12 protein-coding genes and 1 tRNA gene are annotated in these 14618 nt (G+C 64.7%); 6 read left to right on the top strand and 7 right to left on the bottom strand.

The genetic code is table 11. The annotated features are described in order from the left end of the window. The 3 genes from IPQ13_14270 to IPQ13_14260 are packed head-to-tail and all read right to left on the bottom strand — an operon-like array spanning position 1 to position 3363. Positions 1-978 (bottom strand): NAD-dependent epimerase/dehydratase family protein, encoded by a 978-nt coding sequence (locus tag IPQ13_14270; protein ID MBL0212056.1) that lies wholly within the window; start codon positions 976-978, stop codon positions 1-3. A 3-nt stretch (positions 979-981) separates the two neighbouring features. Next, positions 982-2112 (bottom strand): GNAT family N-acetyltransferase, encoded by a 1131-nt coding sequence (locus IPQ13_14265; GenBank protein MBL0212055.1) that lies wholly within the window; start codon positions 2110-2112, stop codon positions 982-984. Positions 2113-2118: 6 nt separating this feature from the next. Further along, a complete protein-coding gene (locus IPQ13_14260; GenBank protein MBL0212054.1) occupies positions 2119-3363 on the bottom strand; it encodes a pyridoxal phosphate-dependent aminotransferase family protein in 1245 nt (414 codons plus the stop codon). A gap of 250 nt (positions 3364-3613) precedes the next feature. Between IPQ13_14260 and IPQ13_14255 the strand changes: the two genes are divergently transcribed. The 3 genes from IPQ13_14255 to IPQ13_14245 all read left to right on the top strand — a co-directional run bounded on the left by IPQ13_14255 (position 3614) and on the right by IPQ13_14245 (position 5540). Continuing rightward, positions 3614-3994 carry a YraN family protein gene (locus IPQ13_14255; protein ID MBL0212053.1) on the top strand — a complete coding sequence of 127 codons (381 nt, stop codon included), beginning with the start codon at positions 3614-3616 and terminating at the stop codon, positions 3992-3994. A 294-nt stretch (positions 3995-4288) separates the two neighbouring features. Continuing rightward, positions 4289-5065 (top strand): MinD/ParA family protein, encoded by a 777-nt coding sequence (locus IPQ13_14250; protein ID MBL0212052.1) that lies wholly within the window; start codon positions 4289-4291, stop codon positions 5063-5065. A gap of 46 nt (positions 5066-5111) precedes the next feature. Beyond that, on the top strand, positions 5112-5540 hold the full coding sequence (locus IPQ13_14245) for a hypothetical protein (protein ID MBL0212051.1): 429 nt from the start codon (positions 5112-5114) through the stop codon (positions 5538-5540). Between the two features lie 9 nt (positions 5541-5549). On the opposite strand, the gene IPQ13_14240 is transcribed toward IPQ13_14245, so the two are convergent. Continuing rightward, the gene (locus IPQ13_14240; protein ID MBL0212050.1) at positions 5550-6269 is read right to left on the bottom strand and encodes a hypothetical protein; all 720 of its coding nucleotides are present in this window, start codon (positions 6267-6269) and stop codon (positions 5550-5552) included. A gap of 222 nt (positions 6270-6491) precedes the next feature. Between IPQ13_14240 and glmS the strand changes: the two genes are divergently transcribed. Continuing rightward, positions 6492-8327, top strand: coding sequence for a glutamine--fructose-6-phosphate transaminase (isomerizing) (gene glmS, locus IPQ13_14235; GenBank protein MBL0212049.1), 1836 nt, complete (start codon positions 6492-6494; stop codon positions 8325-8327). A 130-nt stretch (positions 8328-8457) separates the two neighbouring features. On the opposite strand, the gene IPQ13_14230 is transcribed toward glmS, so the two are convergent. The 3 genes from IPQ13_14230 to IPQ13_14220 all read right to left on the bottom strand — a co-directional run bounded on the left by IPQ13_14230 (position 8458) and on the right by IPQ13_14220 (position 12633). After that, positions 8458-8532 (bottom strand) — tRNA-Val (locus IPQ13_14230). Between the two features lie 575 nt (positions 8533-9107). Then, positions 9108-12284, bottom strand: a complete 3177-nt coding sequence (locus tag IPQ13_14225) for a BamA/TamA family outer membrane protein (GenBank protein MBL0212048.1) — start codon at positions 12282-12284, stop codon at positions 9108-9110. Positions 12285-12297: 13 nt separating this feature from the next. Continuing rightward, complete coding sequence (locus IPQ13_14220) at positions 12298-12633, bottom strand: STAS domain-containing protein (GenBank protein MBL0212047.1); 336 nt, start codon at positions 12631-12633, stop codon at positions 12298-12300. Positions 12634-12843: 210 nt separating this feature from the next. Here IPQ13_14220 and ispG point away from each other — a divergent pair, with 210 nt between their 5' ends. Beyond that, positions 12844-13947, top strand: a complete 1104-nt coding sequence (gene ispG, locus IPQ13_14215; GenBank protein MBL0212046.1) for a flavodoxin-dependent (E)-4-hydroxy-3-methylbut-2-enyl-diphosphate synthase — start codon at positions 12844-12846, stop codon at positions 13945-13947. Between the two features lie 19 nt (positions 13948-13966). Further along, positions 13967-14287 (top strand): membrane protein insertion efficiency factor YidD, encoded by a 321-nt coding sequence (gene yidD, locus IPQ13_14210; protein ID MBL0212045.1) that lies wholly within the window; start codon positions 13967-13969, stop codon positions 14285-14287. Positions 14288-14618: the final 331 nt, after the last annotated feature.

The following is a 14618-nucleotide window of genomic DNA, read 5'->3' as shown; positions in this document are numbered from 1 at the left end:
TCAGAGCCAGCCATGGGAGCGGTACCAACGCACGGTCAGGGCCAGGCCTTCGTCGAGCGGGGTCGGCGCGCTCCATCCGAGCATCCGCTGCGCCTTCCCGGGATCCGCGACCCAGGCCGGGGCGAGCATCTCGATCACCTTCTGGGAGCTGAAGATCTGGGGAGCCCCCCGCAGGCGCGCCGCGAGATCCGCCATCCTCCCGGAAGCTTGGATGGCGAATTCCGGAAGGCGGAGGACCCGGCCCCGGACACCGAGCGCGGTGGAAATCCTATGGCCAAGCTCCGACCAGGCCACCACTTCGGCGCCCGTGAGGTTGAAGATCTCCGAGGCGGCCGCTGGTGATTCGGCAGCGCGCAGAATCCCTCCAGCCAGGTCCGGCGCGAACACCAGGGAATAGTACCGGTCCCGGCGGCCCGGCACCGGGAGCAGACCCCTCTGGGCGATCTGGAAATAGCTGAGGACATCCCGGTCCCGGGGCCCGAAGACGATCGGGGGCCGGAGGATGGTGAAGGGAAGGCCGGAAGTTTGGACCACCGTTTCCGCCTCCAGCTTGCTTTGGCCGTACCAGGTCAAAGGCCGGGGACTGGCCTCCTCGGCCGCAGCGGCCAATCCTCCCGGGCTAGGCCCTGCGGCCGCCAGGCTGGACACCAGGACAAAGCGGGAGAGGCCGGGCGCATGGAGCTGGCAGGCATCGAGTAGACGCTCCGTCCCGCCCCGGTTCACTCGGAGCAGATCCTCCTGGCGGAATCCCTTGAGCGCGCCGGCGAGATGGAAGACCCAGTCCACGCCCTCGACGGCCGGGGCGAGGGGCTCTTCACCGGCCAGATCGCCACGGACCACCTCCACCGGAAGCCCTTGCAGGTGGGTGAGATCGCTGGATGGGCGGGCGAGCACGCGGACCCGGTGGCCTGCCTGGACCAGCCTCTCGCAGAGGTGCGATCCGATGAATCCCTGGCCTCCGGTGACGAGCGCGAGCATGGGTTATAGTGCGCGATCGTAGACGCGGTAGGTCTTCGTTTTCTGCGCGCCGATCTGGCGCAGGGCGCTGAGCATCGGCTCATTGTCCTCCAGGATCCAGCCCATCTCCGACACGGGGCAGCCGTAGGCCACGGATTGGCGGACGAGGTGGTGCACCAGGATCGCATCGATGCCCCGCCTCCGATGCTCCGGCAGCACGCCCATGGCGATGGTGCGCAGCCGAGTGCATTTGCTCACTTTCAGCTTCCAGAGGAGCTTGAGGAGCCCGAAGGGCAGCAGGCGGCCCCGAGCCAGTTTGATGGCCTGGTTGGCGTCCGGGACGGAAATGCAGAATCCGGCGGACTTTCCATCCACCTCGGCGACGAAGGCGAGGCGCGGATCGATGAGGGGTTTCAATTCCTTGGCGATGAAAGCCAATTCCCGGTCGGTCCACGGAACGAAACCCCAGTTCTTCGCCCAGGCCACGTTGTAGCAGCTGCGGACGAATTCCAGTTCCTCGGTCCAGCGCCCCAGCTCCACGGGGCGGATCTTCACATGCCCGCGTTTCTCCAGCCTGGCGGCCACTCCGTCCAGCTGGCCTTTGTAGTCCCGCTCCGCCAGGGTGAAGGCAAACAGGTCTTTGACCTTGGTTAATCCCGCGCCTTCCATGAGGCTGCCGTAATAGGCAGGGTTGTAAGGCATGAGGATCGCCGGGTCGTCCTCGAAGCCATCCACCAGGAGGCCCACGATGTCATTGGTCGTGAAATTCACGGGCCCCCTCAGGACCGTCTTCCCTTCCTTCCGGAGCCAATCCGCCGCGGCCTGGAGCAGCGCCTGGGCGACTTCCTGGTCCTGGATGGATTCAAAAAGACCGAAAAATCCGACATTCCGGTCCTCTGGATGGAATTCGCCGTAGCGGTTGTTGCAGATCGCGGCGATGGTCCCCGCCACCTCGGATCCACGGAAAGCCATGAAAAGCTGGATCTTGGCATACTCGAACACCGGATTCTTGGCCGGGTCCAGGAATTCGCGCCGCTCCAGGAGCAGTGGCGGAACCCAGTGCGGGTAGTCTCGGTATAGACCGAAGGGAAAACGGATAAATGCTTCCACATCCGAAGCCCCGGTGACCGGATGGATGCTCAGACTATTTTCCATGCCCGGCTACTGGGTCAGGCCAAAGCGGCGGCCCGCTTCCGAGAACTTCTCCAGCGCCCAGGTCAATTGTTCCAGGGAGTGGCCGGCCGTGACCGAGACCCGGATCATGCAGCGGTTGGGCGGAACCCCGGGAGGGACGATGGGGTTGACGAAGATTCCCTCTGCCTGCATGAACTGCCAGACCTGGAAGCAGCGGTCGAAGTCGCCCATGAGAACGGGAATGATCGGCGTTGCGGAATCGCCGGTGTCGAAACCGAGGTCGTCCAGTCCCTGTTTCATGAAGGCCGTGTTCCGCCACAGCCGTTCCAACCGGTCGGGTTCTTCCTGCATGACATCCAGGGCCGCGAGCACCGCCGCGACGCTGGCGGGAGCCGCCGAAGCCGAAAAAATGAAGGGGCGGGAGGTGTGCATCAGGTAGTTGATGACCCGCTCGCTGCTGGCGATGAAGCCTCCGATGGCCGCGAGGGACTTGGAAAAGGTCCCCATGATCAGGTCCACTCCGTCCGTGAGCTCGAAATGGGCCGCCGTGCCTGCCCCGCCCGGTCCCAGGACGCCCAGGCCATGGGCGTCATCCACCATCACCTGGGCCCCGTATTTCTTCGCCAACCGCACGATTTCCGGCAGGTTGCAGATGTCCCCCTCCATAGAGAAGACGCCGTCCGTGACGATGAGCTTTCCGGCATCCCTCGGAAGCTTGGAGAGCTTGTCTTCCAAGTCCACCATATCGTTGTGGCTGTACCTGACCATCTTTCCGGGGGAAAGCACGCAGCCATCCACGATGCAGGCATGGTTGAGCTTGTCGGAGATGATGTATTCGCCGCTCTGGACCAGGGTGGAGATGACCCCCGTGTTGGTCTGGAAGCCCGTCGGGTAGACCAATGCGGCTTCCTTGCCCACGAGATCCGCGAGCCGCCGTTCCAGTTCCAGGTGGATGGGCAGGGTGCCGTTCAGGAAGCGCGACCCCGCGCAGCCGCTGCCGTACTGCTGGATGGCCTCCATCGATCTGGCCTTGATCCGCGGGTGGGTGGTCAGCTCCAGGTAGGAATTGGAGCCGAGCATCAACATTTTCCGGCCGTTGACCTGGACTTCGGTGTTCTGCCCGTTCTCGATGACCCGGTGGTAGGGATAGCTGCCCAGGGCCTTCAATTCGTCGGCGCGGGTGAATTGCAGGCACTTGTCGAACAGGTTCGCCTGCCGCCCGCTCTTGGCGGGAACCGGAATATCGCAGGCGACCAAGGGCAGTGGGTCCATCTTTTCACCTAGAAGTTTCTGGATTGTTGTCGTCGATTTTCCATCCAGGGTAGTGAACGGACTTCAAAATGGCTATAACCGCTCTTCGAAGGATAGTTGGAATGGGCGGTCCGCGTCGAATCGGCGGATTCTTGTGCCATGCATCACAGCCCGCGATTTCCTTGTGGATCCAGGCGAACGGCACCAAAAAACCGGCCCTGAAGTGCGCTATGGTTGGCTCATCCAATCCCCACATCCTTCAAGGCGAGCCATGGGTTCAGTGACCGAAAAAGGCAGGACCGCCCGCACTTGGGGGCGCCGTTGCGAGCGGCTGACGCTCTGGCTGCTCTGGCTGCGCGGATGGGATCTGGTGGCCTGGGAGCTGAAATCCGGGCGTTTCGAACTGGATCTGCTCGTGGGCCGGGGGGATGAGCTCCGGCTGCTGGAGGTGAAAGCCCGGAAACCCGGCGCCTGGGTGGGTGGTGACATGGCCTTGACCCATGAACAGCGCCTGCGCCTGCAAATGGCGCTGAGCCGCTTCCTCGACCGGGTGCCCTGGCCCGGAGCCATTTCCTTCCAACGGGTCAGTTGGGCCGGATGGCGCTGCCGTTTCCACCCGCCCGAGCGGTGGGAAGCACTCGGGAGGCGGTAAGCGGTGAGCCGAGCGTGGCCATTATTCCACGGTTGACTCTCGACCCTCGACTCTCGACTCTCGACTCTCGACTCTCGACCCCCGACTCTCGACCTTCGACGTGGTGATTGGGCCTCGCTTTTCCGACCCCGACCCACCGCCCACAACCCATCACCCATTTGGCATCCTCCTCGCCCTACCACGGGCTTGGTGTCAACATGCCGACCTTGGCCTTTCCGAACCTGACGATGGATCCCGCACGGGGTAGCTGGGCGGCGGCTCCGGGCGCGCTTGGCTGCCGGCCTTGATATGACCGTGACGTTTTCTCCATTTCGCGCCCGGGTGGTCGCGGTGACCAGCGGCAAGGGCGGCGTGGGCAAGACCAATGTCGTGGCAGGCCTGGCGACGGCCTTCGCGAAGGCCGGCCAAAAAGTCGTCGTGCTGGATGCCAATTTCGGACTGGCCAACCTGGATGTGCTGTTGGGGCTCACGCCCAAACACACCCTGGAGCATGTGCTGAAGGGCGAAAAAATGATGGAAGAGGTGATGCTGGATTCACCGGTGGCCGGTGGCGAAAGCATCCGCGTCATCCCCACCAGCAGCGGCATCCACGAGCTGTCCCACCTGGACCCGGCCTCGGAGCTGAGGCTCACGCAAAGCCTGCAACGGGTTTGCGAGGATGCCGACTGGCTGTTCATCGACACCGCCGCGGGCATCCATGATGCCGTGCTGAAGATGCTGGCCGCGGCCCAGGAAGTCGTCATCGTCTCCACGCCGGAACCCACCAGCCTGCTCGATGCCTACGCGATGCTGAAGGTGCTCCACCTCCGCGAACCCGGCAAGGCCGTCCACATGGTGATCAACAACGCCCAGAGCCTGGAGGAGGCCACCGAGGCCGCGGACCAGCTCCGGGCCGCCGCGCAGCATTTCCTCGGGAAGGACCTGGAAATCCTGGGCCTCGTTCCCTCGGACCGCCACCTGCTCCAGGCCGTCCGCGAGCAGCGCAGCGTCGTGGACCTCTATCCCAGCAGCCCCGCCGGCACCGCGCTCCGCCACATGGCGGAGAGCCTGGCGGAGCGGGTGGGGGTATGAGCCGGGGGTGGGCGGCTACCGGAATCCCAACGGCCAGAAGCCGCCCTTGAGGAACCGAAACACCGCTCCCAGGCCCAGTCTCGCCGGCACCGCGCGCCTCGTGGGGGTGTTTAAATCGAAGGGGAAGATCGTGCTGCTCCACGCCTGGAACACCCAGCGCGGATATCGCATGGGCACGCTGGAGGAATTAGCCAGACTTCAACGCAGGGAGGATTCCACCTTCACCGTTCTGGCAGTGGCCTTGGATGCCGGAGGGTCGCGGGATGTCCTCGCCTTCATGAAGGACCATCCGGATCTGGCGCTGCGGTGGAGCCTTCCCGCCCGGTTGAGTTCCTTTTCCGAACCGCTGGGCGGATTCATCCAGCTTCCCAGAACCTACGTGATCGATCGGCAGGGCAGGCTCAGGGAGGAGATTGCCCTGCGCAGCTCCCGCAAGATCGAGGCGGCCCTTCGGGCTGCGATCCGGGAACCTTGATCCTCATCACTATTCACAGAGCTTGAACAGGCCCATCATCTCGGCGATGGCGCCTTCGTCGGCCACGGTGCCGGATAGTTGGGCCGGATCCAAGGCCCCCCCGGAGCTGGGATCGGGCCCGGCCCAGATGACCATGGTCTGCTTGTCCTTGGATGGGCAGGCGGGCAGGACAATCGTGATGAGGCCCTGGGAGCGCCTGCCGCTTTGGCTCAGGCTGCCCCGCTGCACCAGGAAGCGCAGCCGCGGGTTGGCGCCCTTGGCTTCCAGCACCCCGCGCTTGAGCACTTCCGAGGAGTCGATGTGGATGCCGCTCCGGCGCAGGGGCTCGGCGTCCTGGCTGCGGCCTTCGAAGTAGTCCTCCACGTCCTGCTTCTGCTTGCCCAGGGTGAGGATCCGCATGAAGATCAGCCCGCGCTCGCCCATGGTGCCCGGGTGGCCGCCGGGTTTCGGCGGCTGGTCGGACAGCACCGCCATGTCCATGATGAAGGGGATGGAGATGGCCGCCACCGCATAGTAGCCCTTGGGGAGTTCAGCGCAGCCCAGTACCCGGCGGACCTCCGCTTCGCGGGTGGCCGGATCCTTCATGCTGGCTTCCACGGATTTGCCCCAGCGGTAGGTGCCGTACCCCAGGGCCGCGACGATGCCGATGCCCAGAACGAGAGCCAGGCCGCAGCCCAGCAGGACCCATTTCCAGGGCGAAGCGGATTTGCGAGGTTCCAGTTCGTACATGGCCGGACTCCCATGGAGGTGATCACCGCCCCGTATTCTTCCGCATTCCTACCCAGGCGCCTATCCCCAATCCGGAAGCGGGGAAACGGGCATCCACGGCGCGGCCTGGGCAGCCCGCCACAGGTGTGGTCCAGCGGAAAGACACACCCTGATGCGATTTCACCACCTTGGAGGCGCCGCTCCGATGCGTTAGCTTTCGGTAGTCCAAGGATCGGAGGCGGCATGTGCGGCATCGTGGGATACATCGGCCAGCAGGGCGCGGCGGCCATCCTGGTGGACGGACTGCGCGCGTTGGAATACCGCGGCTATGACAGCGCCGGCGTGGCGCTGGTCCCGGGCGACGGGACCTTCCGCATCACGCGGGCCAGCGGCAAGCTCATCAACCTCCAGGCCAAGATCGACCTCAAGGACGCGGCGCCCCTGGGCATCGGCCACACCCGGTGGGCCACCCATGGCCGGCCCACCGAGGAGAACGCCCACCCCCATTGCAGCAATGACGGCAAGGTGGTGGCGGTGCACAACGGCATCTTCGAGAATTTCCTGGAACTGCGGGCGGAGTTGAAAACCGCGGGCTTTTCCTTCATCACCGAAACCGATACGGAATGTTTTCCGATGATGGTGTCCTGCCTGATGAGGGGCGGCCTGGGATTCGCAGGCGCCTTCCGCGCCGCGGTCGGGAAGATGCGCGGCATCTACGCCCTGGCCTGCCTCCACGCGGATGATCCCGGGCGGATCCTGGTGGCCCGCAGCGGCCCGCCCTTGGTCATCGGGCTGGGCGAAGGCGAGACGTTCCTGGCTTCGGATGTGGTGCCCCTGCTGCGCCACACGAGGCAGGTCATCTACCTCGAAGATGGCGATCTGGCGGAGATCACGCGCTCCGGCGCCCGGATCTTCCGCCTGGATGGAAGCGAGGTTCCGCGCGCCGTGCACTCGGTCCCCTTCGATCCGGTGGCGGCCGAGAAGGGCGGCTTCAAGCACTTCATGCAGAAGGAGATCTTCGAGCAGCCCCAGGCCCTCTCGAACACGCTGCTGAACCGCCTGCCCATCGAGGACTCCGAACCCATCCAACTGGACCTGCCCTTCACCACCGAGCAGCTCCGGGGCTTCGACCGGATCTCCATCGTGGCCTGCGGCACCAGCTGGCACGCAGGGCTCGTGGGCAAATTCTATCTGGAGCAACTGGCGCGTATCGGCGTGGACATCGACTACGCTTCGGAATACCGCTACCGCGATCCCATCGTGCCGCCCAATACGCTGGCCATCGGCATCACCCAAAGCGGCGAGACCGCGGATACCTTGGCGGCGCTGAAGGAGGCCGCCTCCCGCGGGGCGCGGACCCTGGCCATCTGCAACGCGCAGGGCTCCACCGCCGTGCGCCAGGCCGAAGCGATCCTGCTGACCCACGCGGGCCCGGAGATCGGCGTGGCCTCCACCAAGGCCTTCACGACCCAATTGAGCGTGCTCCTGCTCCTGGCGATGCGCATCGGCGAAGCGAAGGGCACGCTTGATCCCGGCCTGCGTTCCGAACTGATCCAGGGCCTCAGGGAATTGCCCGCCTTGCTGGAGCGCATCAACAGCCTGGAGCCGCAGATCGCGAAGTGGGCCCAGGACTGGCGCGAGGCCAAGGACTTCCTATATCTGGCCCGGGGGCCGCTCTACCCCATCGCCCTGGAAGGCGCGCTGAAGCTCAAGGAGATTTCCTACATCCACGCGGAAGGCTACCCGGCCGGCGAAATGAAGCACGGTCCCATCGCCCTGATCGATAGCCACCTGCCCATCGTGGCGCTCATGCCCAGGGACGCCCACCGCGAGAAGACGCTCTCCAACTTGCAGGAAGCCGCCGCCCGGGACGGCCGCATCCTCGCCCTCGCCACCGATGGCGACACAGGCCTGGACCACATCGCCGAGGACGTGATCCATCTCCCCGACGTGCGCCCCTGGCTCGCTCCGATCCTCTATGTCGTTCCGCTTCAACTGCTCGCCTACCACATCGCCGTGCTGCGCGGCTGCGATGTGGACCAGCCCCGCAACCTCGCCAAGAGCGTGACCGTGGAGTGAATGGCGGTGAGTGAGGATGTGGGTCGCGAAGCGCGCACTGCGCGCGCAGCGGGGCCCCACACCGACCGAGTAACCGCCGAGGCGGTTCGGGAGCGCCCGCAACAAAAAGGCCGCCTTGTGGGCGGCCATTTGGTTGGCGCGGGCGGTCTCGAACCGCCGACCCCTACCGTGTCAAGGTAGTGCTCTACCGCTGAGCTACGCGCCAATGCGGAGCTTCAAGTGTAGCGAGACTCGCGTGGATGTCCAGAAGGCGTCCTGCGACATCCGTAACAGCCCACCGCCTCGGCCTGCGGCCGACATAGAGGCTCCGGCTCTGCAAGCGTAATGAGCAGGGAGGCTCAGCGTCCAAGAGCATGGCGAGTGGGAGCGCGCACTGCGCGCGATAGCTGGAGGCGCCGTAACCCTTCGACTTTCCTCGGTCCACCATCCACCGCGTCGGCCTGCGGCCGACATAGAGGCTCCGGCTCTGCAAGCGTAGCGAGCAGGGAGGCTCCGCGTACAAGAACATGGCAAGTGGGAACGGGCACTGCGCGCGATAGCCGGAGGCGCCGTAAACCTTCGACTTTCCTCGGTCCACCACCCACCGCGTCGGCCTGCGGCCGACATAGAGGCTCCGGCTCTGCAAGCGTAGCGAGCAGGGGCACGCACTGCGCGCGATAGCTGGAGGCGCCGTAAACCTTCGACTTTCCTCCGCCCCCCCCCCCCCCCCCCCCCCCGCCGGCCCCGCCCGGGCGCCGTAACGCCTTGGCCAGAAAAGCGCTGGCCAAGGTGTAACGGCGCCTAAAACTGGTACCCCGCTGAAATCAGGAGGCTGTGAAGCTGGCTTTCCTTATCCAACTGGCTGCGCGGACGGCCTAGGATCCGGTTTACGTCGGAGCCATATTCGATCTTGATGGGAAGTCCAAGTTTGATGATGAGGCCCAGGCCGAAGGCCACCCGCAACGGGGGGAAGGATGGGTTCAGGGAATCAGGATCATGGCGCAGGCTCTGGTACACCTGGCCGGCATCCATGAAGACCTCGCCCCAGATCGTGTTGCCGATGACGGGGAAGCGATATTCGAGGTTCACCAGGGCCAGTCCCTGCCCGCCGATCGGGATGAGCTGGTAGAGGATGGATTTCCCGTCTGAAGTCAACTGGGGCGCATATTTCCCATCGGAGGTCTGCCGCAGGTAGGGGATGCCTCCCGTGGGTCCCAGGCGGTCCGGCTCCGCCCCCCGGAACGTGCCAGGACCGCCCGCGAAGAACCGTTCCGCCAGGGGCAGTTCCTGGCTGGTGCTCGCGGTGGGCCGGGCGGCGCCGATGCGCAGTCCAAGACTCACAACGCCTGCGCTGGCCCGATAGCCCACGGGCCAGGTCCACTGTTGCCGGGCATCCAATTTCACGAAACTGGAATTGCGGCTGGTGCCGAACAACTGGTTGGCCAGATCGAGGCGCAGCGAGGTGATCGCCCCGGCGGTGGGGTCGTAGGGGCTGTCGCGGGTGTCGTGGATCCACTGGAAATAAGGCGCGGAGATGGTGGAACTCGAGGGGCTCCGGGTGGCCTTGTTCAGCAGTTGGGGATCTTCCAGGATGGGTTTGAACAATTGATATTGGGGCGTGTTCAGGTCGACCAGGTCCACCAGGCGCACGTCCGAGCGCTCGAAGCGGTGGCCGGCGCGCAGCACATGGGTGGCGTCCGGGCGCCATTCCAGGCCATTGAGCACGCGGCGGCGGCGGATCAGGTAGGCGGTCTGCTGTTCCTGGATGTAGGAGGCCTCGGCGCGGTACTGGACCCGTTCCGGAAGGATGCCTGCGAGGATCCCCGGCAGGAACCAGGGATCCGTGTAGCCGAGGGTATAGCTGTCCACCGAGCGTGAAAAATCCCCCGTGGGGAACAGGCGCCGCAGGGCGGCATTGTTGATGGTGCCGTCGCCCGCCCTCAGGCCGAAGTCCAGCGTGCGCCCCATGCCCTGGAAATTGAGGCGCTGCACGCCGTACCCGAAGTTGTAGCCGGTGCTTTTGTCGTAGCCGAAGGATTCGCTGAAAACCCAGTGGGACCGCTCTTCCAGGCGCAGCACCAGGTCGCTTTCCCCCCAAGGGGTTTCCGGAGCCGCGGCGGCGGAAGCTTCGGCGGCCTCCTTCATGCTCACCACATCCACCCGTTTGAAGGCTCCCAAATTGCCAAGGTTCGCCTGAGCCCGGCCCACCCTTTCGAGATTCAATGGATCACCCGGTTCCAGATCCTGGGTTTCCCGCGCAATGGCCTTGGAACTGGTTTCCAGGCTGCCTTGGACCACCCGCCGGGCCACGAAGGTCAACGTCTGGGCTGGAATTTCGATATGGATGGTCGCGCCCGCATCATCCTCATCGGAATGGAACCGCACGATGGGTTTAGGAGACCCGAGGGCCGCCACGCTTTGGTTGAGTTCCCCCAGGACCGCGCCCAGGTCCGCACGGACGTAGGGCACCGGCCGTTCCGTGAGGAGCCGCACGGCTTTCCTGGGTTTGCCCAGCTCGCTGGGCAGGATTTCCAGGATCGCGACGAGGCCGCCCAGCTCCCGCCGGTCCGAGCGGTACCTGCGCCGCTGCGAAAAGGCCGGAGACAGCAAGGCGGGTTTGTCCGCGACCGCGCGCAACATGGTTTCGCCAAACGTCCAGGGGTCCCAAGACGGCCCCTCGGGCAGTTCGAGGATGATGGACCTGACGGTGCGCCTGGGGCCTTCACGGATCGTGAGGATGAGGATCTGTTCACCGTTCCGGATCTCCATGCGCCGCCGGAGTTTGACATCCGAGTAGCCCAACAGGAGATACCGGTTGGTGATGCGTGTTTCTATTTCGCTGAGCAGATCGGGGGTGGCCCTGGGGGCATTGAAATACAGCAGGCCCATGGGCAGCTTGGCGACCCGGCGCAGATCCTTGTCATTCAGTTCCTGGTTTCCCTCGAACAGGATGCTTTGGATGTAACGGCGGTCGGAGGTCTGGATGCGGTAGGCGATCCGGACTTCCTGGGGCTGGGCGGCGGTGCCGGACACCACTTCACGCACATGGGTGCATTGCACGTCCAGAAATCCCTTGTCGCGGAAATGGCGGATGAGGCGCCGGTCCCCTTCGTCCAGAAGCTCCGGTCCATAGCGGTCCGTCCGGGCCAGGGGAAGCAGCTCCCTCAGGGTTCTCTGGCTCAGCCATTTGCCTTCGCTCGAAAGGCGCACCACCGGTCCCGGAGCCACCGAGAGGGCGAGGGCGCCATCGCTTGAAAAGGACAGTCCGGCCTGGCCCTCAAGCCGCTTGTCCTTGACGAACCGGCGGCGGATCCGCCGGGCGGCCTGACGCCGCAGATCCTGGGTCCAAAGCGTGCGTCCCACCTGGATTCTGGCCACGTCGAGCAGGGTTTCCAGACGGTAGGGGCCCAGGTCCCCATCCACGGAGACGCTTTTCACGAGACTCGGGGGGCCCAGTTCCAGTTTCAGGACGAGCCGCTCGCCGGATGCGTCGCGCCCGGCCGCCAGCCTGGCCTGGGGATAGCCTTCGTCCCGCAGCCGTGATTCCGATAGGCGGCGCCATTCCTCCAACCTGAGGTCGCCCAGGCGCATGCCTTTTTTCAGATCGGGAAGCAGCAGGGATTTGGTTTTTTTCGGCAGGGCGTCACCCTGCCAGTTCCAGGATTGCAGGGGAGCCCAAGGTTGCAGCCTGATGCGGGCGGTGCCATCGGCGCCGAGGCTCCCCTCCACCGACTTGAAGCGGTCCGTGGCGCGGATCGCTTCAAGGGCCCGGTCGAATTGGAGTTCCTTGCGGAGCGCTCCTTTCACCAGTCCCGAAGCCATTTCCGCGAAGCTGCGGTCGTCCGCGGTTCCGCCCTCCCAAACGAAGCCCTGGAAGACGGGCTCCCGCTCCGGCGGAACGGCGACCTGGGCCGCGGCGCCGCACACGCCAACGGCGGCGGCACTCGCGATCAGCGCCGATGCGCGAGCGGCGAGCATTCTGTCAGCGGCCTCAGAAGCCGCTGAGGGATTCTTCTTCGGTGTCCTTCACTTCGAACACCGAGTGCAGGCTGGTCATGGTGATCAGGCTGAAAATGCGCGAGTTCATGCCGCAGATGCGCAGCTCGCCGCCCTTGCCCTTCACGGAGGTGTAGCAGCCCACCAGCTCACCGACGCCGGAGGAATCCAGATAGCTCACTTTCGAAAAATTGATGAGAACTTTGCGGGCGCCCTGCTCCAGCGAGGTGCGGACGGCCTCGCCCAACTCCTGGTCCCCGTCGCCGAGGGTGATCTTCCCCTCGGGATAGAGGATCGTCACGTCGTTATGTTGGCGGGTCGTCATCTTCATGAGGTGTTCCTCCTGGGTGGGTTGAAGAAGGTGGGGCCAGTGTAGCAAGAGATTCGACGGTTGAAAGCGCCGCTGAATTCATCCGGGGAGATGTGCACCATATCACCTGCGCGAATCCCCTTGGCGGCAATTCCGCAATCCCGCCGATGAATTCGGAGAGGTAGCCGTTAAAGTGGTTGATACCCAGCCCGAGCTGGGACGAGGTCCTGGATGTCCGATCTGCTTTCGCCCTTGAGCCCCCGCCGGAAGACCCGCCAGATCATGGTGGGCAAAGTGCCGGTGGGAGGCGACGCCCCCATACCGGTCCAGAGCATGACCAAGACCGACAGCCGGGATGTGGAAGCCACCGTCGGCCAGATCTACAGCTACGCCGGCGCCGGTTGCGAGATCGTCCGCGTGAGCGTGCCCACGAAAAAGGCCGGGGAGGTCTTCCACGAGATCGTGGCCCGGTCGCCCATCCCCATCATCGCCGACATCCATTTCGACTACCGCCTGGCCCTGGTGGCCGCGGATGGCGGCGCCGCCTGCCTGCGCATCAACCCCGGCAACATCGGCGGCCAGGATCGCGTGCGCGCCGTGGTGGACAAGGCGGGTGAAAAGGGCATCTCGATCCGCATCGGCGTGAATGGCGGTTCGCTTGAAAAAGACCTGCTCGAGAAGTTCGGCACCGCCACCCCCGAAGCCATGGTGGAGTCGGCCCTGCGGCACTTGGAGATGCTCGAAAAAGAAGGCTTCCACAACACCAAGATCAGCTTGAAGGCCAGCGATGTGGTTCGCACCGTCCAGGCCTACCGATTGCTGGCCAAGCAGGTCGACTATCCCTTCCACCTGGGCATCACCGAAGCGGGCACACCTTTTGGAGGCACCATCCGCTCCAGCATCGGCATGGGGATCCTGCTGGCGGAGGGCATCGGCGACACAGTCCGGGTTTCTCTCACCGGGGACGGCGAAGAGGAGTGCCGGGTCGGCCACGAAATGCTCCGCGCCCTCAGCCTCCGCGAAGGCGGCATCCGCATGGTGAGCTGCCCCTCCTGCGGCCGTGTGCAGATCGACCTCAACCGCGTGGCCAACGAGATCGAAGCTGGCTTGAAAGCCATCAACCACGAGGGCATCACCTACGCGGTCATGGGCTGCGTGGTGAACGGTCCCGGCGAAGCGCGCGATGCGGATCTGGGCGTGGCGGGCGGCGCGGGGGAAGGCCTCATCTATCGCCGCGGCGAGCTGATCCGGAAAGTGAAGGAGGAAGATCTCGTTCCCGCCTTCCTGGAAGAGGCGAAAAAATTCAAGGCGGAGAAAGAACTTGCCGGAATCTAAGGGGATGACTTCCTGGGCGATGAACCATCCCTTCCTCACACTGTTCTTTTTTCTCTGCCTTGAGGCGCTGCTGCCGGTGCGATTCCAGCCCAGCGCCTGGGTCTGCCGGGGCCTGATCCGGGCCTACCAGATCACGCTCAGCGCCCATGTGCCGACTCAATGCCTGTTCACGCCCACCTGCAGCCACTACGGCCTGGGCTGCGTCCGCCGCTACGGGACCTTGCGCGGCGGCATCCTCACCACCTGGCGCCTGCTTCGCTGCTCGCCGCTCACCAAGGGCGGGTACGATCCCGTGCCGGGGGACGAAGAGGTCCACGCGGCGGGCACGCAGGGGCATTGACGAAACCGAAGATCCCAGACCGGTCTTTCCGCGAGGCGTGAAGCCCCGGGCATTCATCGGCTCCAGCGATGCCCGTGCATCGGTGTCCGGATGCCTTCGGCTGCACCGGTAACGCCTGCTCAACCGTGCGGGGAGCCGTCAACCCATCCGGATGGGTAGACCGGATGGGTCGATATTTTTTCACCGGATCTCGACGGGGTCTGTGTGTACAACGCATTGTGTGTTTAAACATTCATTTCATTCCCAGTGTCTTACCACACCGGACCCATCCGCCCTTGATCCTTCCAGGAATCCCATGTCCCGAACGAGATCCCACTTTCCACAGCCCTTC

Source organism: Holophagaceae bacterium (genome assembly GCA_016720465.1).
Classification (GTDB): domain Bacteria; phylum Acidobacteriota; class Holophagae; order Holophagales; family Holophagaceae; genus JANXPB01.
The sequence above is the reverse complement of the archived record's forward strand: the minus strand, read 5'-3'. Positions and strand labels throughout refer to the sequence as shown.

Coding starts and splice junctions, on each gene's coding strand:
- IPQ13_14260 (MBL0212054.1), bottom strand. CDS start 3,363: ATGGACCCACTGCCCTTGGTCGCCTGCGATATTCCGGTTCCCGCCAAG.
- IPQ13_14265 (MBL0212055.1), bottom strand. CDS start 2,112: ATGGAAAATAGTCTGAGCATCCATCCGGTCACCGGGGCTTCGGATGTG.
- ispG (MBL0212046.1), top strand. CDS start 12,844: ATGTCCGATCTGCTTTCGCCCTTGAGCCCCCGCCGGAAGACCCGCCAG.
- IPQ13_14220 (MBL0212047.1), bottom strand. CDS start 12,633: ATGAAGATGACGACCCGCCAACATAACGACGTGACGATCCTCTATCCC.
- IPQ13_14255 (MBL0212053.1), top strand. CDS start 3,614: ATGGGTTCAGTGACCGAAAAAGGCAGGACCGCCCGCACTTGGGGGCGC.
- glmS (MBL0212049.1), top strand. CDS start 6,492: ATGTGCGGCATCGTGGGATACATCGGCCAGCAGGGCGCGGCGGCCATC.
- IPQ13_14240 (MBL0212050.1), bottom strand. CDS start 6,269: ATGTACGAACTGGAACCTCGCAAATCCGCTTCGCCCTGGAAATGGGTC.
- yidD (MBL0212045.1), top strand. CDS start 13,967: ATGAACCATCCCTTCCTCACACTGTTCTTTTTTCTCTGCCTTGAGGCG.
- IPQ13_14225 (MBL0212048.1), bottom strand. CDS start 12,284: ATGCTCGCCGCTCGCGCATCGGCGCTGATCGCGAGTGCCGCCGCCGTT.
- IPQ13_14270 (MBL0212056.1), bottom strand. CDS start 978: ATGCTCGCGCTCGTCACCGGAGGCCAGGGATTCATCGGATCGCACCTC.